Origin of the sequence: Xanthomonas sp. NCPPB 3582 (assembly GCF_041475735.2) — a bacterium.
GTDB lineage: Bacteria > Pseudomonadota > Gammaproteobacteria > Xanthomonadales > Xanthomonadaceae > Xanthomonas > Xanthomonas codiaei.
Window position 1 is genome coordinate 1,893,407 of sequence record NZ_CM192968.1, and the last position, 26,921, is coordinate 1,920,327.

Annotated in this window: 19 protein-coding genes and 5 other RNA genes; 8 read left to right on the top strand and 16 right to left on the bottom strand. The window is 64.6% G+C overall.

Annotation, left to right across the window (positions count from 1 at the left end; translation table 11 throughout):
* The first annotated feature begins 30 nt into the window (after positions 1-30).
* Positions 31-106, top strand: a non-coding RNA gene (locus ACCQ05_RS08015) — sX9 sRNA.
* Positions 107-252: 146 nt separating this feature from the next.
* Here ACCQ05_RS08015 and ACCQ05_RS08020 read toward each other — a convergent pair.
* Both ACCQ05_RS08020 and ACCQ05_RS08025 read right to left on the bottom strand, forming a co-directional pair.
* A complete protein-coding gene (locus tag ACCQ05_RS08020) occupies positions 253-2,355 on the bottom strand; it encodes a M13 family metallopeptidase (protein ID WP_372393995.1) in 2,103 nt (700 codons plus the stop codon).
* Between the two features lie 462 nt (positions 2,356-2,817).
* Positions 2,818-2,893: non-coding RNA, sX9 sRNA (locus ACCQ05_RS08025), on the bottom strand.
* A gap of 145 nt (positions 2,894-3,038) precedes the next feature.
* On the opposite strand from ACCQ05_RS08025, the gene ACCQ05_RS08030 reads away from it, so the two are divergent.
* Positions 3,039-4,634 (top strand): phytoene desaturase family protein, encoded by a 1,596-nt coding sequence (locus tag ACCQ05_RS08030; RefSeq protein WP_372393465.1) that lies wholly within the window; start codon positions 3,039-3,041, stop codon positions 4,632-4,634.
* 289 nt (positions 4,635-4,923) lie between these two features.
* Here ACCQ05_RS08030 and ACCQ05_RS08035 read toward each other — a convergent pair whose 3' ends face one another.
* The 3 genes from ACCQ05_RS08035 to ACCQ05_RS08045 all read right to left on the bottom strand — a co-directional run bounded on the left by ACCQ05_RS08035 (position 4,924) and on the right by ACCQ05_RS08045 (position 12,185).
* Positions 4,924-5,289 carry a DUF6289 family protein gene (locus ACCQ05_RS08035; RefSeq protein WP_228964567.1) on the bottom strand — a complete coding sequence of 122 codons (366 nt, stop codon included), beginning with the start codon at positions 5,287-5,289 and terminating at the stop codon, positions 4,924-4,926.
* 459 nt (positions 5,290-5,748) lie between these two features.
* Positions 5,749-8,808, bottom strand: a complete 3,060-nt coding sequence (locus ACCQ05_RS08040; protein ID WP_228964568.1) for a TonB-dependent receptor — start codon at positions 8,806-8,808, stop codon at positions 5,749-5,751.
* A gap of 386 nt (positions 8,809-9,194) precedes the next feature.
* Positions 9,195-12,185, bottom strand: a complete 2,991-nt coding sequence (locus ACCQ05_RS08045; protein WP_372393466.1) for a TonB-dependent receptor plug domain-containing protein — start codon at positions 12,183-12,185, stop codon at positions 9,195-9,197.
* 324 nt (positions 12,186-12,509) lie between these two features.
* Between ACCQ05_RS08045 and apbC the strand changes: the two genes are divergently transcribed.
* Positions 12,510-13,361: an iron-sulfur cluster carrier protein ApbC gene (gene apbC / locus ACCQ05_RS08050; RefSeq protein ID WP_228964570.1), complete on the top strand. Its 852-nt coding sequence runs from the start codon at positions 12,510-12,512 to the stop codon at positions 13,359-13,361.
* Between the two features lie 95 nt (positions 13,362-13,456).
* Positions 13,457-14,026 (top strand): dCTP deaminase, encoded by a 570-nt coding sequence (gene dcd, locus ACCQ05_RS08055; RefSeq protein ID WP_005912996.1) that lies wholly within the window; start codon positions 13,457-13,459, stop codon positions 14,024-14,026.
* Positions 14,027-14,048: 22 nt separating this feature from the next.
* On the opposite strand, the gene ACCQ05_RS08060 is transcribed toward dcd, so the two are convergent.
* The 4 genes from ACCQ05_RS08060 to ACCQ05_RS08075 form a co-directional block, all read right to left on the bottom strand.
* Positions 14,049-14,234: a LiaI-LiaF-like domain-containing protein gene (locus ACCQ05_RS08060; RefSeq protein WP_372393467.1), complete on the bottom strand. Its 186-nt coding sequence runs from the start codon at positions 14,232-14,234 to the stop codon at positions 14,049-14,051.
* A gap of 384 nt (positions 14,235-14,618) precedes the next feature.
* Complete coding sequence (locus tag ACCQ05_RS08065) at positions 14,619-14,786, bottom strand: LiaI-LiaF-like domain-containing protein (RefSeq protein WP_003486900.1); 168 nt, start codon at positions 14,784-14,786, stop codon at positions 14,619-14,621.
* 28 nt (positions 14,787-14,814) lie between these two features.
* A complete protein-coding gene (locus ACCQ05_RS08070; protein ID WP_372393468.1) occupies positions 14,815-15,243 on the bottom strand; it encodes an HIT domain-containing protein in 429 nt (142 codons plus the stop codon).
* Entirely contained in the window at positions 15,240-15,902 is a 663-nt protein-coding gene (locus tag ACCQ05_RS08075; protein ID WP_372393469.1) for a dienelactone hydrolase family protein, read from the bottom strand. Before ACCQ05_RS08075 ends, ACCQ05_RS08070 begins: the two co-directional genes overlap by 4 nt.
* A 181-nt stretch (positions 15,903-16,083) precedes the next feature.
* On the opposite strand from ACCQ05_RS08075, the gene rimO reads away from it, so the two are divergent.
* Positions 16,084-17,457 (top strand): 30S ribosomal protein S12 methylthiotransferase RimO, encoded by a 1,374-nt coding sequence (gene rimO, locus ACCQ05_RS08080; protein WP_372393470.1) that lies wholly within the window; start codon positions 16,084-16,086, stop codon positions 17,455-17,457.
* Positions 17,458-17,728: 271 nt separating this feature from the next.
* Here the strand turns inward: rimO and ACCQ05_RS08085 are convergent.
* Positions 17,729-17,804: non-coding RNA, sX9 sRNA (locus tag ACCQ05_RS08085), on the bottom strand.
* A gap of 60 nt (positions 17,805-17,864) precedes the next feature.
* A complete protein-coding gene (gene greB / locus ACCQ05_RS08090; protein WP_104540185.1) occupies positions 17,865-18,371 on the bottom strand; it encodes a transcription elongation factor GreB in 507 nt (168 codons plus the stop codon).
* A 108-nt stretch (positions 18,372-18,479) separates the two neighbouring features.
* Between greB and ACCQ05_RS08095 the strand changes: the two genes are divergently transcribed.
* The gene (locus tag ACCQ05_RS08095; protein ID WP_372393471.1) at positions 18,480-19,946 is read left to right on the top strand and encodes a rhomboid family intramembrane serine protease; all 1,467 of its coding nucleotides are present in this window, start codon (positions 18,480-18,482) and stop codon (positions 19,944-19,946) included.
* A 145-nt stretch (positions 19,947-20,091) separates the two neighbouring features.
* Here the strand turns inward: ACCQ05_RS08095 and ACCQ05_RS08100 are convergent.
* Both ACCQ05_RS08100 and ACCQ05_RS08105 read right to left on the bottom strand, forming a co-directional pair.
* A non-coding RNA gene (locus tag ACCQ05_RS08100) (sX9 sRNA) lies at positions 20,092-20,166 on the bottom strand.
* A gap of 148 nt (positions 20,167-20,314) precedes the next feature.
* Positions 20,315-21,589, bottom strand: coding sequence for a hypothetical protein (locus tag ACCQ05_RS08105; protein WP_228963523.1), 1,275 nt, complete (start codon positions 21,587-21,589; stop codon positions 20,315-20,317).
* A 456-nt stretch (positions 21,590-22,045) separates the two neighbouring features.
* On the opposite strand from ACCQ05_RS08105, the gene nudK reads away from it, so the two are divergent.
* A complete protein-coding gene (nudK, locus tag ACCQ05_RS08110) occupies positions 22,046-22,645 on the top strand; it encodes a GDP-mannose pyrophosphatase NudK (RefSeq protein WP_372393472.1) in 600 nt (199 codons plus the stop codon).
* 147 nt (positions 22,646-22,792) lie between these two features.
* Here nudK and ACCQ05_RS08115 read toward each other — a convergent pair.
* The 3 genes from ACCQ05_RS08115 to ACCQ05_RS08125 all read right to left on the bottom strand — a co-directional run bounded on the left by ACCQ05_RS08115 (position 22,793) and on the right by ACCQ05_RS08125 (position 25,032).
* Positions 22,793-22,859, bottom strand: a non-coding RNA gene (locus ACCQ05_RS08115) — sX9 sRNA.
* Between the two features lie 120 nt (positions 22,860-22,979).
* Positions 22,980-23,501, bottom strand: a complete 522-nt coding sequence (locus ACCQ05_RS08120; protein ID WP_372393473.1) for a hypothetical protein — start codon at positions 23,499-23,501, stop codon at positions 22,980-22,982.
* Between the two features lie 25 nt (positions 23,502-23,526).
* On the bottom strand, positions 23,527-25,032 hold the full coding sequence (locus ACCQ05_RS08125) for a helicase HerA-like domain-containing protein (RefSeq protein WP_372393474.1): 1,506 nt from the start codon (positions 25,030-25,032) through the stop codon (positions 23,527-23,529).
* A 281-nt stretch (positions 25,033-25,313) separates the two neighbouring features.
* Here ACCQ05_RS08125 and ACCQ05_RS08130 point away from each other — a divergent pair, with 281 nt between their 5' ends.
* A complete protein-coding gene (locus ACCQ05_RS08130; protein ID WP_372393475.1) occupies positions 25,314-26,894 on the top strand; it encodes a transglycosylase SLT domain-containing protein in 1,581 nt (526 codons plus the stop codon).
* Positions 26,895-26,921 lie beyond the last annotated feature (27 nt).

Genomic DNA, 26,921 nt, shown 5'->3' on the forward strand with positions numbered 1-26,921 from the left:
CAGGCGGGCGCGGTCGGTGCTCGGTGCGGCATGTACCACTCGTATATTGCGGTTCCTACGCGCCGTCCGCACCCAGCTGACGAGCGCTCGCTACGTTTTGTTAGCCGCTATCAGGCTGGTCGGCGACCAAGCCGATGTCTGATCGCTGGCGCTTTGTACGGCCACAGCCGCCGGCACTTGCGCCGACCCGCGCACCGCAAAAAAAAAAGCGGCGCTCCTTCGAGCGCCGCCCGTCATTGCATCACGTGGCAATTACCAGATCACGACCTGCTTGTCGCCCTGGCGCACCATCGCATCGCCCGGCTTGCACGAGAACGCGGCGGCAAAGGCCGGCATGTTCGACGGCGCCCCGATGGCGCGGAAGTTGGCCGGTGCATGCGGGTCGGTCTTCAGTCGCACCACCAGTTCTTCCGGGGTGAAGTTGCGGCGCCACACCGTGGCCCAGTTGAGGAAGAAGCGCTGGTCGCGGGTGATGCCGTCGGTCTTGGGATCGTCCTTGCCGGCGGTGGCGGTCTTCATCGCGTCGTAGGCGGTGTTGAGGCCGCCCAGATCGGCGATGTTCTCGCCCAGGGTCAGGTCGCCCTTGACCTTGTCGCCGGCCGGCGTGCGGTAGCTGTCGAACTGCGCCACCAGCTTGCCGGTGCGGGCCTTGAACGCGTCTAGGTCCTTCTGCGTCCACCAGCCCGGATCCGGGATGAAGTTGCCATCGGCACCGAAGCGGCTGCCCTGGTCGTCGTAGCCGTGCGTCATCTCATGGCCGATCACCGCGCCGATGCCGCCGTAGTTCATTTCCTCCGGCGCGTCCGGGTCGAAGAACGGCGGCTGCAGGATGGCGGCCGGGAACACGATCTCGTTCTGCAGCGGGTTGTAATAGGCGTTGACCGTCTGCGGGCTCATGCCCCATTCGGTCCTGTCCACCGGCTTGCCGATCTTGGACAGGTTCCACTTGTAGTTGAATTCCTGCGCCGCCAGCACGTTGCCCAGGTAGCTGTCGCGGCCGGTGCTCAGGCCGTTCCAGTCGCGCCATTTTTCCGGGTAGCCGATCTTGGGCGTGAAGCTCTCCCACTTGGCGATCGCCTTGGCCTTGGTCTCCGGGCTCATCCAGTCCAGCTTTTCGATGCGGGCCTTGAGCGCGGTGCGCAGGTTGGTGACCAGGGTTTCCATCTTGGCCTTGGAATCGGCCGGGAAGGCCACCTTGACGTACATCTGGCCCAGCGTCTCGCCGGCCTGGTTGTTGATGGTGGCCAGCACGCGCTTCCAGCGCGGCTTGATTTCCTTCTGACCGCGCATGGTCTTGTTGTAGAACGCGAAGTTCTCGTCCACGAACGGCTGGCTCAGGAACGGCGAGGCGCCATCGACGGTGTGGAAGCGCAGGTACGCGCGCCAGATCGCCGGGTCGGTGTCGGCGATCATCTTGCTCACTTCCTGGTGGAAGGCCGGGATCGCCAGCGAGAACATCTCCGGCGTGGCCACGCCCTGAGATTTGAAGAACTCGGTCCACGACCAGTTCGGGGTCAGCTTGTCGGCTTCGGCCGGGGTGACCGGGTTGTAGGCCAGCTTGGCGTCGCGCGACATTTCGGTGCTGGTCTTGGAGACCTTGGCCAGGCGGGTTTCGAAGGCCACGACCTGCTTGGCCTGGGTGGCGGCATCGGCCGCGGCCACGCCGGACAGCTCCAGCACCTTGGCGATATGCGCCTGATAGGCCTCCAGCTTGGCCTTGTTGCCGGCGCTGGTGTAGTACTCCGGATCCGGCAGGCCCAGCCCGCCCTGCATGGCGTAGGCGATGTTCTGGCTGGACTTGTTGAAGTCCGCCTCGGCGCCGAAGCCGAACAGTTCGTTGTTGCCCTTGGCGGCGCTGCTGCGCAGGTAGGCGACCAGCTTGGCCTGGTCGCTGATGGCGTCGATGGCGGCCAGTTCCGGCTTCAGCGGCTCGATGCCCTGTGCATTGATCTTGGCTTCGTCCATGCCGGTGGACCACAGGTCGCCGACGATCTTTTCCACGCCGGTGGCGCCGGTATCGGCAGCGGCCTGTTCGGCCAGCTGTTGCTGGATCGCATTGGAGCGCTCGTCGAGCATTTCGAATGCGCCCCAGCTGGTGCGGTCGCCCGGCACCGGGTTGGCGGCCAGGAACTTGGCATTCGCGTAGGCGTTGAGGTCGGTACAGGCATTGCCGTTGGGGTCCAGATCGGCCGCGCTGAAGCGGTTCACCGCCGGCAGCTTGCTCTGGTCCAGGGTCAGGGTCTTGGGGGCCGCCGGGGTGGTGGCCGCAGCGTCGCTCGCAGGGGCCGCAGGCGCGGTGTCTTCAGGCTTCTTGCAACCGCTCAGCGCGGCGGCCACGGCCAGGGTCAGCGTCAGTAGATGAGGTGTGCGAATCACAAAGGCTCCGGGAGCAACAGTCGATTGGGAGGCTCCGTCACCACAGAGCCGTGCCGGCACTCTACCGTTCTGTACGATTCGGCGCATGGGTGTCGAAGGTCATGGATGCCGCGTGCAGAAGCCATCTCTGCGAGGGTGACGATCCCGGCGCAGACCCATGCAGCATTGGCCACGTTCCGCCCGAGCGGGCAGGCAGCAGCGGGCGCAAGGCACTGACGTTGCCTGGCGCCGAGCCGCTCATCGTGGGTCGGCTATCGCAACGGTTGCTACTCGCGGAGCCTGGCCGGGTTGGCAACTGGCCCTGCGGCGCGTCAGCCTGGGCAGGTCTGGTAGACCCGGCGCCGACACTTGGCGCTGCCAGCGCCAACGGGGGCGCTGCGCATCGCCTGACGCGGCGGCGTGTGCTCGCAGCGCACGGGCCGCGGTGGGCAGTCTTAGAGCGGCTAACAAAACGTAGCGAGCGGTCGTCAGGTGGGTGCGGACGGCGCGGAGGAACCGCAGTGTACGAGTGGTACATGAGGATTCCGAGCACCGACCGCGCCCGCCTGGCGGCCGCGCAGTAGTTTTGCTAGCTGCTCTTAATGATCTGTCACCCCTGCACAGCTCGGCGAGCTAGGCCCGACGCGTGGCCCGCGGGGACTGGCGATGCTATATACACGCGCATGTCGACCCGCAACCCACCCCTGGATGCGCTGATCATCGGCGCCGGGCACAACGGCCTGGTGTGCGCCGCCTATCTGGCGCGCGCCGGCAAACGCGTGCTGGTGCTGGAGGCGCGTGAGGTGGTCGGCGGTGCGGCGGTCACCGAGCAGTTCCATCCGGGCTTTCGCAATTCCGTCGCGGCGTACACGGTGTCGTTGCTGCAACCCAAGATCATCGACGAACTGGCATTGGAACGGCACGGCTTACGCGTGGTGCCGCGACGCATCAACAACTTCCTGCCGCTCCCCGATGGCCGCTATCTGCTGGCCGGCGCGGGGCGGACGGCGCAGGAAGTCGCCAAGTTTTCCGCGCGCGATGCAGCGGTATTGCCCGCCTACGAAGCGCGGCTGGAACAACTGGCCGATGTCCTGCGCGCGCTGGCTCTGCAGGCACCGCCGGAGGTGACCGAGGGCGGATGGTTGCAGGCATTGCCGCAGCTATGGCGTGCCGGCAAGGTCGGCATGCGGCTGCAGGGGTTGCCGTTGGCACTACGACGCGAGTTGCTCGACCTGTTCACCATCTCCGCTGCCGAGTATCTGGAGCGCTGGTTCGAGAGTGCGCCGATCAAGGCGCTGTTCGGCTTCGACGGCATCGTCGGCAACTACGCCAGCCCGTACACGCCGGGCACCGCCTACGTGTTGTTGCATCACGTGTTCGGGCAGAGCAATGGCGTCAAGGGCGCCTGGGGACACGCCATCGGTGGGATGGGCGCGATCACCCAGGCCATGGCGGCCAGCGCCCGTGCAGCCGGCGCGCAGATCCGCACGGCGTGCGCAGTGGACCGCGTGCTGGTGGAGCGCGGCCGCGCCGTGGGCGTGGTCACCGCCGATGGCCAGACCCTCCGCGCGGCGTGCATGGTAGCCAACGTCAATCCGAAACTGTTGTACCAGCGGCTGATGCGCACCGAAGACGTGCCTGAGGACACGCGCGAGCGCATTGCGCATTACCGCTGCGGCTCGGGCACCTTTCGCATGAATGTCGCGCTGGCGCGCTTGCCGGACTTCACCGCGTTACCGGGTGAGGGCGACCATCTCACCGCCGGCATCATCCTGGCACCGAGCCTGGACTACATGGACCGCGCCTGGCAGGACGCGCGTGCCTTCGGATGGTCGCGTGAGCCGGTGGTGGAACTGCTGATTCCCAGCACGCTGGACGACTCGTTGGCACCGCCTGGGCAGCACGTGGCCAGCCTGTTCTGCCAGCACGTAGCGCCAGTGCTTCCGGACGGCCGCCACTGGGGCGACCATCGCGAGGAAGTGGCCGATCTGATGATCGCCACGGTGGAGCGCTATGCCCCTGGATTTGCCGCATCGGTGCTGGGCCGGCAGATTCTGAGCCCGCTCGATCTGGAACGCATCTTCGGCCTGGTCGGTGGCGACATCTTCCACGGCGCCCTCAGCCTCAATCAACTCTTCAGCGCACGCCCGCTACTGGGGCAGGGCGCGTATCGCGGCGCAGTTCCCGGGCTGTACCTGTGCGGGTCTGGCACGCATCCGGGCGGCGGTGTGACCGGCGCGCCTGGGCATAATGCGGCGCGGGTGATTTTGGGCGGATGATGCCTGTACATGAGGACATGTTTCGCTGCGCTTGCGAGTAAAAAAGAGGCCCTGGAACCAGGGCCTTGGAGCAACTGATATCCGGACATATCAACGCTGTTGTGCTGTTTCGCACTCAAAGTGCTTCACGGCAACGCTTAGGCTTCACGGCAACGCTTAGCTCGACGGAGTTCAGTAAATGGTAATAACTCAGACTAAATCAGGTTGGTCCAGAAGCATTAAGGTATCGCAGTGACCGGCGATCCGCCTTGTCAGCTTAATTTGGTCGGCTATAGCAACCCAGCTGTGATCAATTGTATAAGCCGCGCTGCCAAGGGCTGGTCAGGTAGCCATTTGGCCATGGGCCGCTGTCGCACATGCCCTGTCCCCAAGTGTCACAGAAGTCAGAGCGCAACTGAGGCGACACTCCGGTGTAGGCGATTGAGTTGACTTCACGGGTATCACACGCATAGACGATGACGACGCGCTTTTCCGTCGATGTCGTACCTTGATGTTCTGTCTGATTGCTGCAATACAGGATGCTCTGGCCAACGAGGTTCTCGTTTGCATCAAACCACATCCAGGTTCGACCATATTGAGTCGCTGCGCTTGCCTCTTGCGTGACGGTGACTGCGCTCATTGCTGCAAACAGTGCGACAAAAATTGCTGTTTTCATTCAACAATCTCCTTGTGTTGCCCCAATTCCCTGAGGCGGGGGTGCAATCCTTTTCTTATTGGGCTGTAAATTTCTTATTGGAGCGTAGATCCAATTGCGCGCTGGAAAACACCCTTGCGCGTCCGTATTGCCTATTGCTTGGTCTTCCGGATGAGATGAATTTTCTGCAAATTCTTTCAGCCAGAAGGCCATTTCTGCCTGCAGCAAACCAGGCTATTAGAGATAAAGTCATGCTTGCCCAGCAAGCGGCGGAGGTCAAAAGATACCGGAAGCGTCTATGCGATGCTTCCGGTATAGGTGCGATCAAAAATCGTAAGATGCAGATAGACGCACGTAGCGTGGAGTGTTGTAGCTATAGTTTTCCAGTCCAATCCCATATGTGTTTGAAACCAGGCCCGGATCGGTCTCGTAAAGCGACTTCTTAACCCGAGCGCCGTAATGGCGCCCGGGTTCCTGCCATCAGAAATCGTAGGCTGCGGTGAGGCGAACAAAGCGCGGTGTGTTGTAGTTATAAGGTTCCGTGCCAATGCCGTAGGTGTTACGTACGGTGTAGGGCGCGGTGTTATAGCGGCTTTCGACACGGTTTACCGAGCGGTCGTTCAATACGTTGAAGACCTGAAGGCCCAGTGCCAACTTGTGGTCGGCAAAGGACGGCCGGTATGTAATGCCGAGATCCAGGTTCTTGATCCACGGAGTACGTCCGGCGTCGCCCGGGGGCGAGGCCTGACCACCGCAGTAGTGATATGCGGAACCGTAGCCGATCGGGTTACCTTCATTCGATCCGAAGTAGCCCAGGCAGGAGATCGGTGTTCCCGACATGACACGTAAGGTTGCAGACGCCATCCATTCCGGCGTGAGCTGATACGCACCAAAGGCCTTGAGCTGATGCCGGCGATCATTTGCCAGGCTGCCACCCGCGTAGTACATCAACTCAGCTGCATCCCAGTCCTGAGTCTTGGACACATCGGACTGACCGATATCGGACTTCACCTGACCTTCGGTATTTCCATAGCTGCGCGACCAGGTGTAGTCCACGCGGCCGTACCACTTTTCGTCGAACGGGTGTTCCAGGAACAGGTCCACCGCGACGTAGTTACGGCGTGCCTTATCGGTAAAGCCCCAATCGGACTGGCTCATACGCAACTGCGTGTAGCCAGAGCCGTCAACGTTGGCAAGATTGTATGTATTGGTCTGGCCGGGATTGAACATGACGCAGCCGGGAATACTCACGCTGCTGACATCGCCTCCGCTTGCAGCCAACTTTGCAGACATCTTGCCGGGATCGCAAACGTCGTCGATGGCGCTCTGCAGCTTTCTGTAGGTCACCTTCGCACCGGAATTCCAGCTCTCGCCAAGAGTCTTTTCGAAGCCGAGGATGATCTCATCCTGGTATTGCGACTTCAGGTCACTCGGCGCGAACGCGTTGGGATCCGGAGCCTGACCATACTCGCCATTGCTGGAAACGGGCCCGGGACCAATTGCGCCAAGGCCTGTGGGCTCGCCGTTGGCATCGATGCCGCTGTAGGTGAAGTATTCGTCTGTGTAGGTAGACGCGGAGGCACCACGAATGGCGACGCTGTTCGGCAATGCAAGGTAGTAGCGTCCCAGATTGGCAAAGACCTTCAGCGATGAGTCGCCAAAGACATCCCAGCTTGCGCCCAAACGCGGCGCCCACTGGTCGCCACTATCGACATATGCAACATGGTCGCTATTGTAATTGGTGAATTTGTCATTGCGGATGCCGAGCGTCAGCAACCAGTTGTCGCTGACCTGCCAGCGATCCTCCAGGTAATAGGCCTTCTGCTCGACCGCCATGCTGGTGGTGGTGGTAAAGATACGACGCTGCGCGTAGTAGCCTTGCCCTCCCGGTGCGCCAACGCCCAATTCGGGGTTGATGCTTTCAGCGGGGTTGTCCTGCCTGCCGTAGATCCATTGATAGCCCGGACCGGTGGTGCGAACACCTTCGTCATAGGCATTGAAGTACATATTGTCCACGCCAGCGGTAATGTCGTGGTTACCGAGGCGATACTCGAGCTCGAGGCGGAGGCTGCGCGACTTGTTGATCGGATCGTCAGCCTTGGCCCGATTGGTGGCCTGATTGTTGCGGATCGGCGTGTTACCGACAATCGCCGGATTCTGCTCGGTAACACCGTCCAGGAACGGCAGCTCCGAGATATTCGGATTGAACTGACGATTGTGTTGCGTGCTGCGGCCCCACGTCGCATTCAAGGTCAAGTCATCGGTGAGATAGCCGGTGTATTTGAAAATGTCGTATGTATCAGTGATCTTGAACGTGTCCGGGAAAGTCCCGGTCGCACCGCCTGTACTCAAATCGCTGTAATCGAATTCGGTGTAGTAGCCGCCGCGGCGGTCGGTGTTCTGGATGCGCGTGTATTCGAGGATGTTGGAATCGTTGATGTTCCAATCCAACTTTCCGTAAAACTTTGGAGAGCTGTAACCGTAGTTGTTTTGACCCTGTATGGAGCTGGTGCGTGCATTGGTCGTCACGCCGTCTGTCTTGTCGGTCTCACCAGCAACAAAGATGAAGAGTTTGTCTTCGATTAGCGGGCCACCAGCATAAGCGCTGTAGACAGTGCGAGTTTGGTTATTGTCCTTGCCGCTACGATAAAGCGTGCCAGGCTGGGTACGGTTGGTATAACCATAGTTTGCCGGCAGCGTCTTGTTTGGGAACCAGACATCTCCCGTCGAACTCGCTAGCGAATCCGGCTCCCACACCGCCTGAGCACCGAAATGCCATTCGTTGGTGCCGCGCTTGCCCAACTGATTGATCACGCCGCCGGTCGAGCGGCCGTACTTGGCGCTGTAGCCACCCGTGTAGGTTTCCTGCTGGTCGATGGCGCCGTAGGGCAGGCTGACGCCGCCCAGGTTGCTGAGCGGATTGCTGACGTTGAAGCCATTGATGTAGTAGGCGTTTTCGGTGACGCCCGAGCCACCGAACGACACTACCGAGCGCGAGCCGTTATTGAATGCGCCGCTGCCAGCCACCGCACCTGGCGCGAGCAACGCGATCGCTTCGGCACTACGGCCCAGCGGCAACGTTGCCAGTTGCTCGGAGGTGATCACCGAGCGCGAGCTGGTGGAGCTGACGTCGATCTTGGGTGCGTTTGCGGCTGTGACGGTGATTGCACCGAGCGTGGTCGCGTCCGTATTGCCGCCCGCGGCGCTGGCGCCAGCGAACGAGACTTCTGTGCCGGAACCCACGCGCAGTTGCACATTCTTGCGGGTATCGATGACCTGGTCGCCGCGCTTCAGGGTGACGGTGTAGGCGCCCACTGGCAGCGAGCCCAGGTTGTAACGGCCATTTGCATCGACAGTGATGGTGCGGCTCAGGCCGGTATCGCTTTGCACAACGATGGTGCTGCCGGCTTCGCTGGGTGCGCTGCCGTAGATGGTGCCGGTGGTGCTCTGTGCATAGACCGCGCCATTGCTGAGGCAGGCGCTGAGAACGGCGGCGAGGGCGGTGCGTTTTAGAACGTTACGACGAAATTGCTTGCTCATTGCTGACCTTTCAACTGAACCGACTAAGGGACGGTCATCGGGGAGACAGATGGCCTTAACCAGAACGTAATGAAAAAGTGCTTTTACGTGCAAGCAGTTACCGCTATTCATTAATAAATTAGGTGAGATCCGCACGAGAAGCGTGGAAGTCCGCACATTTGCCGGGTGGGTTTGCCCTATTAAAGCGACCCCTGCCGCAACGGTGGCGTTTGGGTCTCCATTAGGTGAGGATTGGTTCTGGATGAAACCAAGCCAGTAGTGAATGCGCCGCCGGAGCGGCGTACTAGTGTCGGCAAGGATATTCCCAGTGCGGAGCGAAGACCTGTGAGGCCGTGCAGAAAGAAGCCCCGACCAGCGGGGCTTCTTCGACTGCGATCCACCTCGGATCAGAACCTGACCGTGGTGCCCAGGTAGAAGAACCGGCCGATGTTGTCGTACAGGGCCGAATTGAAATCCGAGCCGAAGTAGTTGCGTGGCGGATCCTTGTCGAAGGCGTTGTCGATGCCCAGGTACACATCGATCTTCGAGCCGGGGAACTGATAGCCGAACTGGAAGTTGTGGTAGGTGTACGAGCCATTCTTGATCGGGCTGGCCGAACCCGGGTTGCTGTTGTAGCTCTCCGGGGTCACGCGCAGGTTGCCGTCCACGTAGTTCATGTCCCACGAGGCGCGCCACTCGTTCCAGTTGTACTTGGTCTGGAACTGCGCACGCCAGCGCGGATCGGTCACGTAGGTCACGTACTCGTCGTATTCGGCCGGAAAATCCTGGAACACCCATTCGCGCGACTGGATCAGGCGGGTGCCGACCAGGCGCAGGACGGTGTTGCCTTCGCCGAGCTGGAAGCGGTAGTCCATTTCCAGATCCACGCCGACGCGACGCGAGCGGGCCAGGTTCTCGTTGAGCGCCTGCCAGCCGATGATGCTGTGCTCGGGGTAGATGCGGCCCTGCGGGTCGGTGAAGCCCCCAAGCGGGGCGCGCTGCACGAAGCCGCAGAAGCTGTTGTTGATGCCGCCCGGGTTGTCCACGCAACGCGTGGCATTGGTTTCGGCCGTCACGGTGCCGATGGCGTCGCGCAGATCGATGCGCCAATAGTCGATCGACATGCCGAAGCCCTCGAAGAACTCCGGCTGCCACACCAGCCCGTAGGACAGGCTGCGTGCGCGCTCCGGCTTCAACTCCGGATTGCCGCCGCTCACGCCCGGGCGGGTGGCGGTGTAGGTGTCGATCCAGCCCACCGGAATGCCCAGCGCGCTGCAGTTGGCCTGGCGCAGTGCCACATCGCCGGCTGTGCCGGGGCGATTGCTGTTGGTGGGCAGGTAGTTGCAGGGATCGGCGATGGTGGCGAAGTTTTCGCTCTGCGAGTCGTACAGCTCGCCGATGCTGGGCGCACGCACCGACTGCGCCAGCGTGCCGCGCAGGCGCAACGACGGGAGGATGGTCCAGTCCAGACCGATGTTCCAGGTCTTGGTCGAGCCGATGCTGCTGTAGTCCGAATAGCGCCCCGCCAGGTCCAGCGCCAGGCGGTCCACGCCCGGCAGCCCGGCCAGCAGCGGAATGGTGCTTTCGACAAAGACTTCCTTGACGTTGTACTCGCCGCCGCTGTTGGGAATGGCGTTGAGGAAGGTTGCCCCGGAGGCGGCCAGCGGATCGGTGATCTCCTCGCTCTGTTCCTTGCGGTATTCCACGCCACCGGCAACGCCGATGTCGCCGGCCGGCAGCGAGAGCAGGCTGCTGTTGGCCACCGAGGCGTTGAACACGGTCTGCTGGATCTTGGCCTTGGAGCGTGCGGTGGTGTTGAACCAGGCGGCTGCTTCCGGCGTGACCGCGCCGTTGCCGAAGATGCTGAACGGCACGCAGCCTTCGCGCGCCAACGCCGAATACACGCGGTTGGTGTTGGGGTTGATCGCGGTCGGGTCCAGCGTGGTGCGGCAGACGATGTTGCCGCTGGCATCGCGCGCGGCATCGATACCGGCCTGCCAACGCTCGTTGATGCGGTTGTTGAGATTGAGGCGGTCGACGGTGGTCTTGCCGTAGTTGGCCGACACCTCGTAGGTCCAGTTGTCGGTGAAGTTGCCTTCGGCGCCGAGCACGGCGCGGTAGGTCTTGCGTTCGATGTTCTCGCCGCGGCGTCCAGCATCGACGTTGAAGCGGTTCATCAGGATCTGGGTGGCGCCGCGCGAATCCATCAAGGCGCCGAGCTCGGGACTGACATAGGGGTTCTGGCGGCGCACGCGTAGCGAGCTGTCGAACGCCGGTTGGCCGAAGAACTCCGAATCGGTCTCGCTGTATTTGCCTTCGAAGAACAGGCGATGGTTTTCGCTCAGCTCGAAGTTCACCATGGTGTTGACGCTCTTGCGATCGAAGCCGGGCTGCAGGTCGGCCACGGCGTTGAGATCGACGAAATCGCAATCCACGCACGAGGTATTGCTCACCACGGTGCCGCCGTAGCGATTGCGACGGAAGCTGCCGTCCTCGTTGAACAGATAGCGGTTGCCGTAGCTGGCCGGGTTGCGGAAGTCGAACGTGCCCAGGTTGAAGGTGCCGCCGTAGGAGGTGCTGTGGTTGCCGCCCGGGCCGCTGAGCACGTTCTGCGGGTTGCTCTCGCTCGGCGGGCGGGTGCGGTCGAAGCCGGGGTTGGGCACGCTGACCAGATACTCGCGGCCGATGGCGCGGTTGCCGCGGCCGAAGCGGTCCTGCTTGCTGTACTCGGCCGAGATCGCGACGTTGCCGCGGCCTTCGGCGAAGTCGGTGCCGGCGGAGAAGCTGGCGAACGAGCGGTTGTAGTTGCCCTCGTCGGCCAGGCCGGTCTGCGCGCGCGTTTCGAAGCCGGTGAAGGATTTCTTGAGAATGAAGTTCACCACGCCGGCGACGGCGTCGGCGCCGTACACCGCCGAGGCGCCGCCGGTGATGACCTCCACGCGCTCGACCCATTCCACCGGAATCGTGTTGACGTCCACCGAGGTGGAGCCGGGGCTGGAGCCCACGTGGCGGCGGCCGTTGACCAGCACCAGGGTACGGTCCACGCCCATGCCGCGCAGGTCGAGCAGGCCCAGGCCGGCGGTACCGATGAAGCGGGTGGAGTTGCCCAGGGTGTAGCTCGGTGCCAGGGCCGGCATGCGCGCCATCAGGTCGCTGATGGTGGTGGCGCCGGTGGCGCGGATTTCTTCGGCGCTGATCGCGGTGACCGGCGATGGGGTCACGAAGCCGGTACGCGCGATGCGCGAGCCGGTGACGGTGACCTTGTCCAGATCGGTGGTTTCGGGCGCGACGCCATTTTCCGATTGCGCGGCAACATGGCCGGCGGGAGCAACCAGCACCGCCAACAGGGCGGCGCTCAAGCGATGACGACGGGTGCCTTGCGGGTTACGACTCGACATGACCTTGCGAATTCCTTGCAGAGATTAGGCGAACCAGCCGAACTCGCTGAGTGGCGGCTGAACTGATCTCCGAACGTAACAAGTCCTTAATCATGTGTCCACATTTGTGAAATATGTCGGAATTTGGCATGACTGCTCTGGTCCTGTATCGCCAATGCGGCAAACGCGGACGCGTGGACACCAGCCGGTAAACTGGGAGGCTTCGCGGCTGCATCCACGGGCGTCATCCCTCGCAGCCGCCTACGAAAACACTGGATAAGCAATGGCAACGATGATCGAGAACGATTGGTGCCCAGGCACCGTTGGCGCCCAGGGCGGCGAGGCATGAGCGCGGAACGCAGGATTCCCGCGCACGCGGTGCAGGGCGCATTGGCGCCACACACGCGCATTCGCAATGTGATTGCGGTGGGCTCGGGCAAGGGCGGGGTGGGCAAGTCGACCACTGCGGTAAACCTGGCGCTGGCCCTGCAGCGGCAAGGGGCCCGCGTGGGCGTGCTGGATGCCGACATCTATGGTCCCAGCGTGCCGGCGATGCTGGGCCTGAGCGGGCGCCCGGACAGCCCGGACAACAAGTCGATCGAGCCGTTGCGCGCGTTTGGGATCGAGGCGATGTCGATCGGCCTGCTGGTCGACCAGGACACCCCGATGATCTGGCGCGGACCGATGGCGACCTCGGCGCTGACCCAGCTGTTCAACGACACGCTCTGGGACGATCTGGATTACCTGCTGATCGACCTGCCGCCGGGCACCGGCGACATCCAGCTCACGCTCTCGCAGAAGATCCCGGTCGCCGGGGCGGTGATCGTCACCACCCCGCAGGACATCGCCACCCTGGATGCGCGCAAGGCCTTGAAGATGTTCGAAAAGGTGGAGGTGCCGGTGCTGGGCATCGTCGAGAACATGGCGGTGCATACCTGCAGCAGCTGCGGGCACCGCGAGCACCTGTTCGGCGAAGGCGGTGGCGAGCGCATGGCGGCGCAGTACGGGGTGCCGTTGCTGGGATCGCTGCCGCTGGAGATCGGTATCCGCGAGCAAGGCGATGCGGGCCGGCCGATCGTGGTGGCAGCGCCGGACTCGGCCGCCGCCCAGGCGTATCTGTTCGCCGCGGCCCGGCTTGCGGAAGAATTGGCCAAGCGCCCGCGCGCCAGCATCCCGATCTCGGCCTCCTTGCTCTAGCCGCGCGGCCGGCCGTCAGCGGCGGCCGCTGCTAGAATTGCCCGTCTTTCGCGCGGGCCGCCCGGCCTGCCGCCTTCCGTCTTCAAGGAACACGCATGAGCATCAAGAGCGACCGCTGGATCAAGCGCATGGCCGAACAGCACGCGATGATCGAGCCGTTCGAACCCGGCCAGATCAAGCACGATGCCGCCGGGCAGCGCATCGTCAGCTTCGGTACGTCCAGCTATGGCTACGACGTGCGCTGCTCGCGCGAGTTCAAGGTCTTCACCAACATCAACTCGACGATCGTCGACCCCAAGCATTTCGATCCGGGCAGCTTTGTCGATATCGAATCGGATGTGTGCATCATTCCGCCGAACAGCTTTGCACTGGCGCGCACGGTGGAATACTTCCGCATCCCGCGCGATACGCTGGTGGTGTGCCTGGGCAAGAGCACCTACGCGCGCTGCGGCATCATCGTCAACGTGACCCCGCTGGAGCCGGAGTGGGAAGGCCACGTGACCTTGGAATTCAGCAATACCACGCCGCTGCCGGCGCGCATCTACGCCAACGAGGGCGTGGCGCAGATGCTGTTCTTCCAGTCCGACGAAGTCTGCGAAACCTCGTACAAGGATCGCGGCGGCAAGTACCAGGGCCAGACCGGCGTGACCTTGCCGCGGACCTGATGGGCTGGCGCGGCCGTGGCCTTCAGCAGGTCGCGGCCGCCTTCTCGCGGTAGCGCAGCAATTGGCGCACACCGGCGGCGATCAGGAACACCGGCCACCAGGTTGCGATCAGGTGGCCCACATCCATATGCGCTAACCCCAGGTTGTCCAGCAGAAACAACGCGCCCAGGACGATCAGGAACAGGGCAGGAATCAGACGGTAGTTCATGGCGACATCCTCGGTTGGTGTGAGGCCATGCTGCGCCCGCGGCGCCCGTCGATCAGGTGCCGGAAGTCAACAGTTGCCGATGACAGTCGTCATGTTGCCTCGCCAGTGAGCGCCTCGATTGCGGTGATGCGTGATCAGGTCAGGCGATGCGGGTCTGGGCTGTCAGTGTTCGGTTATCTGGGCCGGAAGTGCTGGCTCAGACTAGCCGTCGGTAAATGCGCTAGGCTTCGCCCGTACCCTCATCCGCCCCTTCGGGGCACCTTCTCCCCAGGGGGAGAAGGAAGCATGCTGCATGCCACCGCAGAAGATGGGTCGTGAGAGTCATCAGCAGCCAGATACCGCTGTTGCGATTCCCCAATCCCGATTCCCGAATCCCAGCCCCAGCTACTTGCCGCGCCCGAACAGCATCCCGATCCCGCAGGCGACCAGCGCCGCCGGCCACCAGGTGGCGATCAGCCGGCCGAGGCTGAGGTTGGTCCAGCCCAGGTTGTTGGCCAGGAACAGCAGGCCGACGAGGATCAGGATCAGCGCGGCGACGACATTGGATTTCATGCGAGAGAGGCAGTTGGCGAACGGGCGCCTATCGTAGCCGCTGCGCCCACGCAGCGACATGCCGTTGCAGGGCGTCGGGCTCAAAGCGCTGCGCACTGCCGCTGCCCCACACCGGCCCCGGCCAGGCGGCATCGCCCGGGTGGCGGCCGACCAGGTGCACATGCAGCTGGCGCACGATATTGCCCAGCGCGCCGATATTGAGCTTGCTCACCGCCGGCTCCACCCGCAGCAACTGCGAGAGCTGGTTGATCTCGGCCAGCAACAGACGCTGCTGGCCGCCATCCAGGTCGATCCACTCGCTGACATCGGCCACCCGCGGCACCAGCACCAGCCACGGGAAGCGGCTGTCGTCCATCAGGCGCACCTGCGACAGCGGCCCGTCGGCGACGAACACGCTGTCGGCCGCCAGGCGCGTGTCAAGCTCGAAACCGGCGGCCGCCGGTGCCGGCGCGCTCATCCCAGGTGCGCCTGGAAGAAGCCCAGCGTCCGCTCCAGCGCACGTTCGGCGCTGTCGGCATCGTAATGGGCCGGATCGATGCTGCGATTGAAGGCGTGGCCGGCGGGATACACGAAGGTTTCCATCTGCGGCAGTTTCTCGCGGTGCGCCTGGATCGCCTCCGGCGGGATGCTGGAATCGCGCTCGCCGAAGTGGAACACCACCGGCGCCTTGGGCGTTTGGTCCAGCAACTGGGTGTTGCGTCCACCGTAGTAGCTCACCGAGGGCAGCCCCAGGCGGATGGCCGACAGCAGCGCCACCGAGCCGCCCCAGCAGTAGCCCACCGTGCCCACCTTGCCGGCGCGGGTCAGCAGGGTGGCGGCGGACTTCACCACCTCCACCGCCCGCTCCAGGCCGACGGCATTGGCCAGTGCCAGGCCGCGCTGCAGGCTTTCCTGGTCGTAGGGCAGCTGCACGTCCTTCTCTTCCAGGTCGAAGACGGCCGGTGCCAGCACCTCGTAGCCGCGCGCGGCATAGTCGTCGGCCACCGCACGGATATGCGCGTTGACGCCGAAGATTTCCTGGATGACTACCAGGCCGCCGCGCGGGCTGGAGGCGGGGGGGGCGTGCCAGGCGGCGACCTGGCCGTCGGGGGTGTCGAGCGTGGTCCAGTGACCCATGGGGATTCCTGATGTGCAGCGAGGGAGGCGCGCATTATCGGCCGGACCGGCATCGTGAAAAGTGAGGGTTTCGCAAAGCCGGCCGGGCTGGTGCGGCGCGGCGGTTCAGAGCGCTGCCCGCGCGCCGCTACAATTGTCCTGCTCAGGCCCAAGGCCGCTCCGTTCCCAGGCTCCTGCTTCCATGTCCCAGCTGAACCCCAAAGTCGGCTTCGTCAGCCTTGGCTGCCCGAAGGCGCTCGTCGATTCCGAACGCATCCTCACCCAGCTGCGCGTGGAGGGCTACGACATCGTGCCCAGCTACGACGCCGCCGATGTGGTGGTGGTCAATACCTGCGGCTTCATCGATTCGGCGGTGACCGAATCGCTGGACGCCATCGGCGAGGCGATGAACGCCAACGGCAAGGTGATCGTCACCGGCTGCCTGGGCAAGCGACCGGAGCAGATCCGTGAAAGCTATCCGGATGTGCTGGCGGTCTCGGGACCGCAGGATTACCAGAGCGTGATGGAGGCCGTGCACGCGGCGCTGCCGCCGCGCCACGATCCGTTCGTGGATCTGGTGCCGGACTACGGCATCAAGCTGACCCCGCGGCATTACGCGTACCTGAAGATTTCAGAGGGCTGCAACCACCGTTGCAGCTTTTGCATCATTCCCTCGATGCGCGGCGACCTGGCTTCGCGCCCGGTGGACGAGGTGCTGCGCGAGGCCGAGCGGCTGGTGCGTGGCGGGGTCAAGGAATTGCTGGTGGTGTCGCAGGACACCTCGGCCTATGGCGTGGACCTGAAATACGCCGAGCGCCCGTGGCGCGACCGCATGTACCAGACCCGCATGAAGGCGTTGTGCGAGGGCCTGTCGGAACTGGGCGTATGGACGCGCCTGCATTACGTGTACCCGTACCCGCACGTGGACGACGTGATCCCGCTGATGGCCGAAGGCAAGCTACTGCCGTATCTGGATATCCCGTTCCAGCACGCCAGCCCGCGCATCCTCAAGCTGATGAAGCGGCCCGGCGCGGTGGAGAAGACCCTGGAGCGCGTGCAGCGCTGGAAGGCGATGTGCCCGGAGATCACCGTGCGTTCGACCTTCATCGTCGGCTTCCCCGGCGAAACCGATGCCGAGTTCGAATCGCTGCTGGAGTTCCTGGATCACGCACAGCTGGATCGCGTCGGCGCGTTCGCGTATTCGCCGGTGGAAGGCGCCAGCGCCAACGCGTTGCCCGACCCGGTGCCGGAAGAAGTGAAGCAGGAGCGTCTGGCGCGCTTCATGGCCAGGCAGGCGGAGATTTCCGCCGCGCGGCTGGAAGCCAAGATCGGCAGCGTGCAGCAATGCCTGGTCGATCTCATCGAAGACGACATCGCGGTGGCGCGCTCGCGCGCCGATGCGCCGGAGATCGATGGCCTGGTGCATATCCAGAACGGCGGCGAGCTCGGCCTGAAGGTGGGCGACCTGGTCGACGTGGAAATCACCGATAGCGACGAACACGACCTGTTCGGCGATGCGCTGCGGGCTGATCGCGCAGTGCAGCCAGGCCGCGCGTTGAACCTGCAGATGATCTAGCCGCCGCGGCCTGCCAGCGGCGGGCCCTGCCGCCGGTCCTCCCGAGTGTGCCGAGCCATCGGCGCACCATGCCGAGTCAACGCGCCAACTCGCAGGAGCGTGCCCGCGCGCAATGCGGCGTGCCAGGCAGAGCCGGCCCGGCTCGGCACGGCGCACCATCGCCAACAGAAACCCCTGCACGCCGAATCAGCAGACAGGCTGTGCAGGCGCTCTGGCGCGGCGGGGCGGTACGCCCGGCCACCTGTGCCCAGGGCAGCAGCGGCCTAAGAGCGGCTAACAAAACGTAGCGAGCGGTCGCCAGGTGGGTGCGGACGGCGCGGAGGAACCGCAGTGTACGAGTGGTACATGCCGATTCCGAGCACCGACCGCGCCCGCCTGGCGGCCGCGTAGTAGTTTTGCTAGCTGCTCTAAAGCGCCGCGTAGTCCACCGACACCACCACGAACGTCTGCCTGCCCGCCGGCAGCTGCGCCTCGAATTCGTCGTCCACCCGCTTTTTCAGCAGTGCGCGGGCCAGCGGCGAATCGATGCTGATCCAGCCGCGTGCGGCATCGGTTTCGTCCGGGCCGACGATGCGATAGCGCAGCAGCTCACCGCTGTCGGCATCTTCCAGTTCCACCTGCGCACCGAAGAACACCGCCTGCGGGTCGGTGGGTGCGGTGTCCACCACCCGCAGCGCTTCCAGGCGCTTGCTGAGGTAACGCACCCGGCGGTCGATCTCGCCGAGCTGCTTCTTGCGGTAGGTGTACTCGGCATTTTCCGAGCGGTCGCCCTCGGCGGCCGCCGCGGCCAGGGCGCGCACCACCTCCGGCCGCCGCACGCGCCACAGCTCTTCCAGCTCGGCCTTCAGGCGGGCGTGCCCTTCGGGGGTGATCAGCGCAGTGCTTTTTTCGGCGGGCGGGCGCCAGCGGCTCATGGGCAGGCTTGGAGGAGGAAGGTGCGCGATGCTAGCGCGCATGGTCCACTTGCGCATCCGTCGCCGCACGGTGAAGCTTTGCGCCATTCCTAAGACACGGACGTCGTCATGTTGATCATGCCGCTGCACAAACCCTGGTCGCGCCACAACATCCCGTGGGTGACGCTGCTGCTGGTGCTGATCAATGTCGTGGTCTATGTGGGCTATCAGCGCAAGGACGATGAGCTGGTCGAGAACGCCGTGCGGTACTACGTCGACTCCGGGCTGGGCACGCTGGAAGCGCAGGCGCATGCGCGCTATCTGGAGCGCACCGCCGATGCCAGGCTGTGCAGCGCGCGCCAGGCCAGGCTGGAGGCGGTGCCCGCAGCGCAGCGCATCGCGTACCTGGCGCACCTCACCCTGCACGATGTCGCCTTCGTGCAGGCACTGCGCGACGGCGCGCTGTTCAAGGACGACGAGCAGCGGCGCGAATGGCACGGTCTGCGTGCGCCCTACGACGCGCGCCTGGCGCGGGTGTTCACCCTGCGCCATCTGCAACGCAGTTCGGAGTGGTCGCCGCAGCGGATGCTCTCGGCCACCTTCCTGCACGCCAACGCCGATCACCTGTTCGGCAACATGGTGTTCCTGCTGGCGCTGGGCACCTTGCTGGAAGGGGCAATCGGCAGCGGCTGGTTCCTGCTGCTGTATCTGCTGGGCGGCTTCGGCGCCAGCGCGGCCAGTCTGTGGTGGCGCTGGGGCGAGCCCGGTGGTGGGCTGGGGGCCTCCGGCGCGATCGCCGCCCTGATGGGCGCGTTCTGCGTGGTCTGGGGGCGGCGACGGGTGCGGTTCTTTTACTGGTTCTTCGTGGTGTTCAACTACGTGCGCGGGCCGGCCATCCTGCTGCTGCCGCTGTGGCTGGGCTGGGAGCTTTACAGCCTGCTGGGCAGCGATGAGGGCGGCGTCGCATTCGAAGCGCATGCCGGCGGCCTGGTCAGCGGTGCAGTGCTTGGTGCCTTGCTGGTGGCCGTGCGGCAGACCCGGCCGGCCTTCATGGACGAGCAGGACGCTACGCAGCGCGACGACCGCTGGGAGCGCGCGCAACGGCATCTGGGACGCATGGAAAACCAGGAGGCCGAACGCCTGCTGGCCGAGCTGGCCAGCGAGAGCCCGCACAGCCTGGAGATCGCGCTGGCCCGCTATCGCGTGGCGCGCAATGCCGGCCGCCAGCAGGAAGCCATGCGACACGCCCACATGCTGGTGTGCCTGCCCACGCACAACGCCGAGCAGACACGCCTGCAACTGGGCGTGGCCGCCGAGCTCGCCAAGGACCGCGTGGCGCTGGAGTTGCCGGCGCGCCTGGCGCTGGTGGATGCGTGTCTTCGCAACGGCTTGCTGGCCGATGCCGAGCGCCTGTTGAAGGAGTGCGACAGCACCGCGCCACGCGCCGAGCTGGCGCAACGCTGGTTCGTGCTGGCACTGCGCCACGGCGAATTGCAGGCCGGCGAACAACGCGCACGCCTGCTACGGCTGGTGCTGGAGCAGTTCCCGGAGCAGGGGCAAGCGAGTAAGGCGCGGTTTCTGCTGGAAAACGGCTGAGTCGACGGCGCAGCTTGAGCGACGCGTCCAGGCGGCGGGACGCCTGCAGGGTGTCTCGCTCAGGGCAGGTCTGCAGCAGCGGCGACCATGACAACCGCAGCTCGAAGGTCGCTGCAGATGCACGAAGTCGCAGGCCAGTGGCAGCGCCTCACAGCCCATGGCGAGCGATCGTCAGGCGGGTGCGGATGGCGCACCGGAACCGAATGTACCAGTGCTACATCCAAGCATCCGCCGCGACCGCCTGGTGGCTGCGCAGTCGTTCGATGAGCCGTTCCTTGTCGTCTTCCCGGGCCGCTGCCGTCCTTGCAGCGTCCTGCGGATGCCAGTGCTGTGCACCGTGCTGGTCGGTTACGGATCGGACCAGCCAATCAAGCCGGCTGGATTGCCACCGCACGTAATGCCGCTTCCAGCTTGGCGCGCTGGGCATCGTCGTCGCACTGCTCCAGCGCCTGCTGCAGCACAGCACGTGCCTGCTCATCGCGACCAAACCGCTCGGCCAGCATCAGGCCTGCGTCCAGCGACCAGCTCGGCAGCATGCGGTCGCGCGGCCAGGCGGCGATGGCGGCCAGCAGGCCATCGGTGGCCAGCTGGAACTGGCCGGCCATCTTGGCGCGCTCGGCCAGCAGGGTGGCCTGCTCCGGCGTCAACGGCGTAAAGGTCGCATCCAGATCCAGCGCCTCGCGTTGCAGCGCCAGTGCGCGGCGTTCCTGTTTTTCCTGCAGCAGGCGGTTGATGTACTGGCGGGTGTGTTCGCGCAACTCGTCGTTGCGGTGATGCTGGCGCAGCAGGCGCTGATACAGCTCGTGCACCGCCAGGCTCACCGCACGCGAGCGCACCGCGCCGCGCAAGGCCTGGAAGGCTTCGTCGGAATGGCCGTCGCGCAGGTACTGGTCTGCCTCGTCGAGCAGGCGCTGGTCCGGGTCGATGCGTTCGTGTGCAACCCCGCCGCTGGGCACATAGCCGAGCTCTTCGTGGTACTGGTACACCAGGTAGCCCATCAGGTGGAAGCTGGCGAACAGGGCCCAGATCGAGGTCATCATCACTGCTGCCTCGCGCACCAGCGGGGGCAGGAATTTCAGGGCGAAGAACACCGCGGCGGTGCCGCTGCCCTGGATCACGTAAAGCAGACCGTAGGCCGCCAGATACGGCCAGCCGATGCGCAGCGCCATGTCGATCGAGACAGCCGGGTTGAGCGCGCGACGCAGGCTGCCGTCGATGGCAAGCGAGATCAGCATGCCGGGCAACAGCAGCATGGTGCCCAGATAGGCGAGGGTCAGCCCGAACGGGCCGGCGATCGCGGCGGCTACGCCGATCACGATGCCCAGTGCGATGGCCAGCAGGATCAGGCGCAGCACCGCGCTGTCGAAGCTGTCGTAGCCCAGCCTGGGAGCGTCGGGCTGACCGTCGGCGGTGTGGCGCAGGATGTCGAAGGCGTAGGTGTAGGTCGCCATGCCCAGCACGCCCATGACCACGAGCGTCAGGATGCCCGGCAGCACGAGCAGTGCGCTGCACAGCGTCAGCGCGATCAACGCATACAGCGCCGAGCCGCGCAGCGGGTAGGTGGCGATGGACGGAATGCGGGTCCAGAATGGTGCGGGTGCAGCCTGCGCGGCAACCTTGCGTGCGCGAAAACGATCTTCCATGACGCTCCCCAAGCGTGTGATGTGAAGGGATTGTGCGGTGCCGCGTGGCGCCACGCAATTGCGGCTTGCCGCCGCGGACAGCGGGGCCTGGCGACGCCCGGTCATCGGCGGAGGCGCGCCGGTTGCGGCAGCGCCCGGCCTGGGCTGGTGACCGGGTTGCCTGGTGCCCGGAGGTGGGTGCGGCCTGTCGCAGGCAGGGGCGATGCTGCACGTCGCCGCCAGGGCTGTTTGCCGATGCTGCACGCCTTGATCGGCCTGCGAGAACGGGTGTGTCCGTCGTGCCCTCATGTCGCATCGAGCACGGGAGGGGCGATGGCCCGCGTAAGCTTCGTCTCCCGTTGGTGCCGTTTCGCATTTGCCGGCGATGGCATGTTTCTCTCGACAGTCGTTCCGGTTGGCGCCAGCGGCAGCAGTGCCGCGCCGCACGACACCCACTTATTCCACAAGGAGTCTTGTTTGGATCCCACCGCTACCGGCAATTCCCGGGTCCGCCTGCGCAGCATCGATGTGCTGTCCGACAATTGGTACGTGCTGCGCAAGGTCACCTTCGATTTCCAGCGCAAGGACGGCCGTTGGCAGACCCTGTCGCGCGAGGCCTACGATCGCGGCAATGGCGCCACCATCCTGCTCTACAGCCGCGCCAGGCAGACGGTGATGCTCACCCGGCAGTTCCGCCTGCCCACATTGCTCAACGGCAACCCGGACGGGATGTTGATCGAGGCCTGTGCCGGCCTGCTCGATAAGGACGATGCGCTGACCTGCATCCGCAAGGAAACCGAAGAGGAGACCGGCTACCGCATCGAGAATGTGCGCAAGGTCTTCGAAGCCTTCATGAGCCCGGGCTCGGTCACCGAGCGGCTGTACTTCTTCGTCGGCGAATACGTCGACGGGGACAAGGTGGGCGAGGGCGGTGGCGTCGAAGAGGACGGCGAGGAGATCGAGGTGCTGGAACTGTCGCTCGACGATGCGCTGGCAATGATCGGCTCCGGCGAGATCGCCGATGCCAAGACCATCATGCTGCTGCAGTACGCCAAGCTGCATGGCGTGCTGGTGTAGGCAGCGTATGCGCATCCTTTGAGCGCAGAGTTGCTAGACGGTGCGTGTACTGTGTTAGCGCCAGTAAACGCTGCGAAATCCCGAGCGTTGCGTGTCACGGTGGCAGATCCGTAGAAGTGGAGCGGTAACGGCCAAGCCACTAAGAACGGCTAACAAAACGTCGCTAGCGGTCGTCAGGTGGGGCGGCGTGGAGGAACCGGAGTGCGTAAGTGATAAACGCCGATCCCGAGCACTCACCGCGCCCACCTGGCGGCGCAGTAGTTTTGTTAAATGCTCAAAGAAGCACGCTTATCACTTGCCGTAGTCCTTCGCGCAAACAGAAGGCGCGTCGTAATTAGTGCAATTTTCTAAGCACCTTGTCGTCGTATTCTGGTGATCTGCCACTGTGGCAGTTATTGCCGTCCTGAGCGAGAAGGTAAATGGGGTGTTTATGGTCTGAAGTGAGTTGATCTTCTTCAACGGCAAACCCGTAAATGTTCGGTCCGACCATCGGATCGTTGACGTCCATGAAGTTGAGTGTCAGACAGCTACCGCTGCTCTCGTCCAGGTCCCAGAAACCGGTAATCGTCCGCGGTGGATCATTCAATTGGCCGCCAGCGATGCAGATGGTTTTCAACGTATATCGCTGCATTTCTCTGCTCGGCGTCGGCATCGAAAGAAAAAGCTCGGCGCTGACAGTCTGGCAGTCTTGCGTATAGGAGCTGAGTTTCCCTGTGTACGTACCGGTCAGCAGCTGCTGACGCTGTAGAGGCCACAGGTCATTCGGGTTTGTCTGTTCAGCTGAGGCCGTGCTGGCGACGCCAATTGCGATGGCGATCGTGCAGGCCAGTAGGGTCTTCATTGCATCCTTGCTCATGGCGCTTCCTCTTTCAGTGTTGAACTTAATGCTTCCCACCAAAAATACTGCCAAAAATCCCGCGCACGATCTGCTGCCCGATCTTGCTGCCGATGGTGCGCGAGGTCTGCTTGGCCATCGTTTCCAGCATGCCCTGGCGACGCCCGGTGCCGAACACGGCGTCCTTGACCGCTTTTCCGAAACCGCTGTCCTGCGTTTCCTCGTCCTCGCGGGTGCGGGCAGGCGGGGCGGCGGTTTGCTCCGCAACCTGTTCGACGCGACGTGCCAGCAGTTCGGCGGCCGATTCGCGGTTGATCGCGGCGTCGTAGCGCGTGCCGACCGGGCTGGTCGCACGCGCCTGTGCGCGTTCGGGCGCGCTGATGGCACCCATGCGGCAGCGCGGCGGGGCGATCAGGGTCTGCTGTACCGGTGCCGGCACGCCCTTGCCCTGCAAGGGCGACACCAGTGCTTCGCCGGTGCCGAGGCTGGAAATGGCCGAGGCCACATCGAGCCTGGGATTGGCAACGAAGGTCTGCGCTGCCGTCTTGACCGCCTTCTGGTCGCGCGGCGTGTAGGCGCGCAGTGCGTGCTGCACGCGGTTGCCGAGCTGGCCGAGGATGCTGTCGGGAATGTCGTCTGGAAACTGCGAGCAGAAATAGATGCCCACGCCCTTGGAGCGGATCAGCCGCACCACCTGTTCGATGCGCTGCACCAGCGCGGCCGGCGCATCGTCGAACAGCAGGTGGGCCTCGTCGAACACGAACACCAGCTTGGGCTGCTCCAGGTCGCCCACTTCCGGCAGGCCCTCGAACAGCTCGGACAACAGCCACAGCAGGAAGGTGGAATACAGTTTCGGCTTGAGCACCAGTTGATTGGCCGCCAGGATGCCGATCACGCCGCGGCCGTCCGGTGCCACGCGCATCAGCTCGGCAAGCTCCAGCGCCGGTTCGCCGAAGAACTGCTCGCCGCCGTCCTGCGCCAGCCGCAGCAGTGCGCGCTGGATCGCGGCCACCGACTGCGCCGACACCAGCCCGTAACTGGTGGACAACTCCTTGCGTTCTTCCACCACCAGCGCCAGCAGCGCACGCAGGTCGTCCAGATCCAGCAGCAACAGGCCGCGGTCGTCGGCAAGTTTGAACACGATGTCCAGCACGCCGGACTGGGTGTCGTTGAGTTCCAGGATGCGCGCGAGCAGGGTGGGGCCCATCTCGCTCACGGTGGTACGCACCGGGTGGCCGAGCTGTCCATACAGATCCCAGAACACCACCGGGCTGGCGGCCGGCGCGTAGTCGGCAATGCCCACATCCGTGGCGCGCTGCAGCACGCCGGGCGCGCCGTCGCCGGCCACCGCCAGTCCCGCCACGTCGCCCTTCACGTCGGCCAGGAACACCGGCACCCCCAGCCGCGAGAAGCCTTCGGCCAGGGTCATCAGGGTCACCGTCTTGCCGGTGCCGGTGGCGCCGGCCACCAGGCCATGCCGATTGCCGAAGCGGCCTTCCAGGATGACCGGGATGTCGTCGGTGATGCCTTTGCCGAGCAGGAACGAGGCCATTGCGCTGATCCGGTGGAGAAAGACCCCGATTCTAGCGGGCAACGTCGGTGGGCCAACCGCCGGGCGATACCGAAGGGATCCCCGAACGTGCGGCCGAAGCTACAGCCCGGCCAGCGTCTATCGACCTGCCCAGCGCGTGTCGAATCACACCCATCCGCAGGCGATCGTTTCGGCCAGGATGCTCGCCAAGCTAACGGGCCACTGACCCTGACGGCCGCCGCGCCTTGCCCCGGTGTCGCCCCGGCGGCTACCCTGCCTGCCTTTCCGCTGTACTGCCGACGATGCCGCTCGCTCATTCTGGTTTGCGCCCTTGGCCTGTTCTGGCCGTGCTGGCGCTGTTGTCCCTTGCTCCTTCCGCCCAGGCGCTGTCCAAGCGCGATACCGAAAAGGTCGCCGCGCTGGACGCACGCATGGTCGCCGCCGAGAAGCGCTACCGCGACGCGCTGGTGCTGGTGAACAATTCCGACCCCAAGGGCACCGCCGAAGGCGATGCCGCGCTCGAGGACATGGAAGATGTGATCGACGCCTGCATCAAGCAGCGCGGTTGCCTGGTCTCCAACCAGCTGGCGACCTACAAGCGGCTGCTCAAGGCGCGCGCCGATGCCGAGGCGCCGGCTGCAGAAGATCCGGAAGACGACGACACCTTGCTGCAGGCCGACCCTGACCATCTGGGTCCGGCGGCCAACGGCGTGCCCGAGGCCGCGCGTGCAGCCTCGCTGCTCAACGACCAGCGCCATGCCTTCGACAAGATGGTGCAGTACAACCCGGCGGTACAGGCCGGCATCCGCCGCTGGTTGACCGACATGCGGCCGGCGCTGATGACCAGCTACGAGAACTACAGCAACCTGCGCGGAGTGATGTGGCCGGAGTGGCAGAAGCGCGGCCTGCCCGAGGCGCTGCTGTTCGGCATCATGGCCAAGGAGTCCAACGGCAAGGTGCACGCCAGCTCGCGCGCCGGTGCGGCCGGGCTGATGCAGTTCATGCCGGCTACCGGCCGGCGTTTCGGGCTGGGCCCGGATGGCACCGGCTTCGATACGCGGTTCGATGCGCGCAGCGCGGCCGAAGCCAGCGCCGCCTACCTCAACGAACGCATGGCCGAGCTCAATCGCAATATCGAGCTGGCGCTGGCGGCCTATAACGGCGGCGAGGGGCGCGCCGCGCGCGTGTTCGCGCAATCCGGCGGCCGCGGTTTCTGGGAGCAGGACGTCTACAACCAGTTCCCGGCCGAAACCAAGGACTACGTGCCGATGGTGATCGCCGCGGCGTGGATCTTCCTGCACCCGCGCCAGTACGGCGTGGACTTCGCCAAGCTCGACGCGCAACCGGCCACGATCAAGCTGGCCAAGTCGACCTCCATCTACGAGCTCACCATCTGCCTGGGCAGCATGGGCACGCGCGATGGCTATATGCGCGCGCTGCGCAACCTCAACCCGCGCTACGAACCCGATGGCTGGATGCCCGCAGGCACCGTGATCAATGCCACCAGCCGCATCGCCAGCCTGTACACGCGCTACTGCGTGAACGGCCCGCGCGCGGATCTGGCGCGCACCCTGATCACTGCCGATCTCAACAGCGCCATCGTGCGCAGCAGCGCCACCGAATACACGCCCAGCGTGGCGGTGGGCGATGTCAGCCCGATGGCCGGCGTGCCGACCACCGTGGCCACCGGCCAGCCGGCGGTCGCCAAGCCCAAGGCCAGGCAGGTGCGCAGCTATACCATCGTCCGTGGCGACACGCTGGGCCGCGTCGCGCAGAAGTACCAGTGCGAGATCAAGGAACTGGCCAAGGCCAACGGCCTGAAGGCGCCGGCCTACGCGCTCAAGCCGGGACAGAGCATCAAGCTGGCCGGTTGCGACCGCTGACCGTCGCAAGCGATGCCGGATCGACGA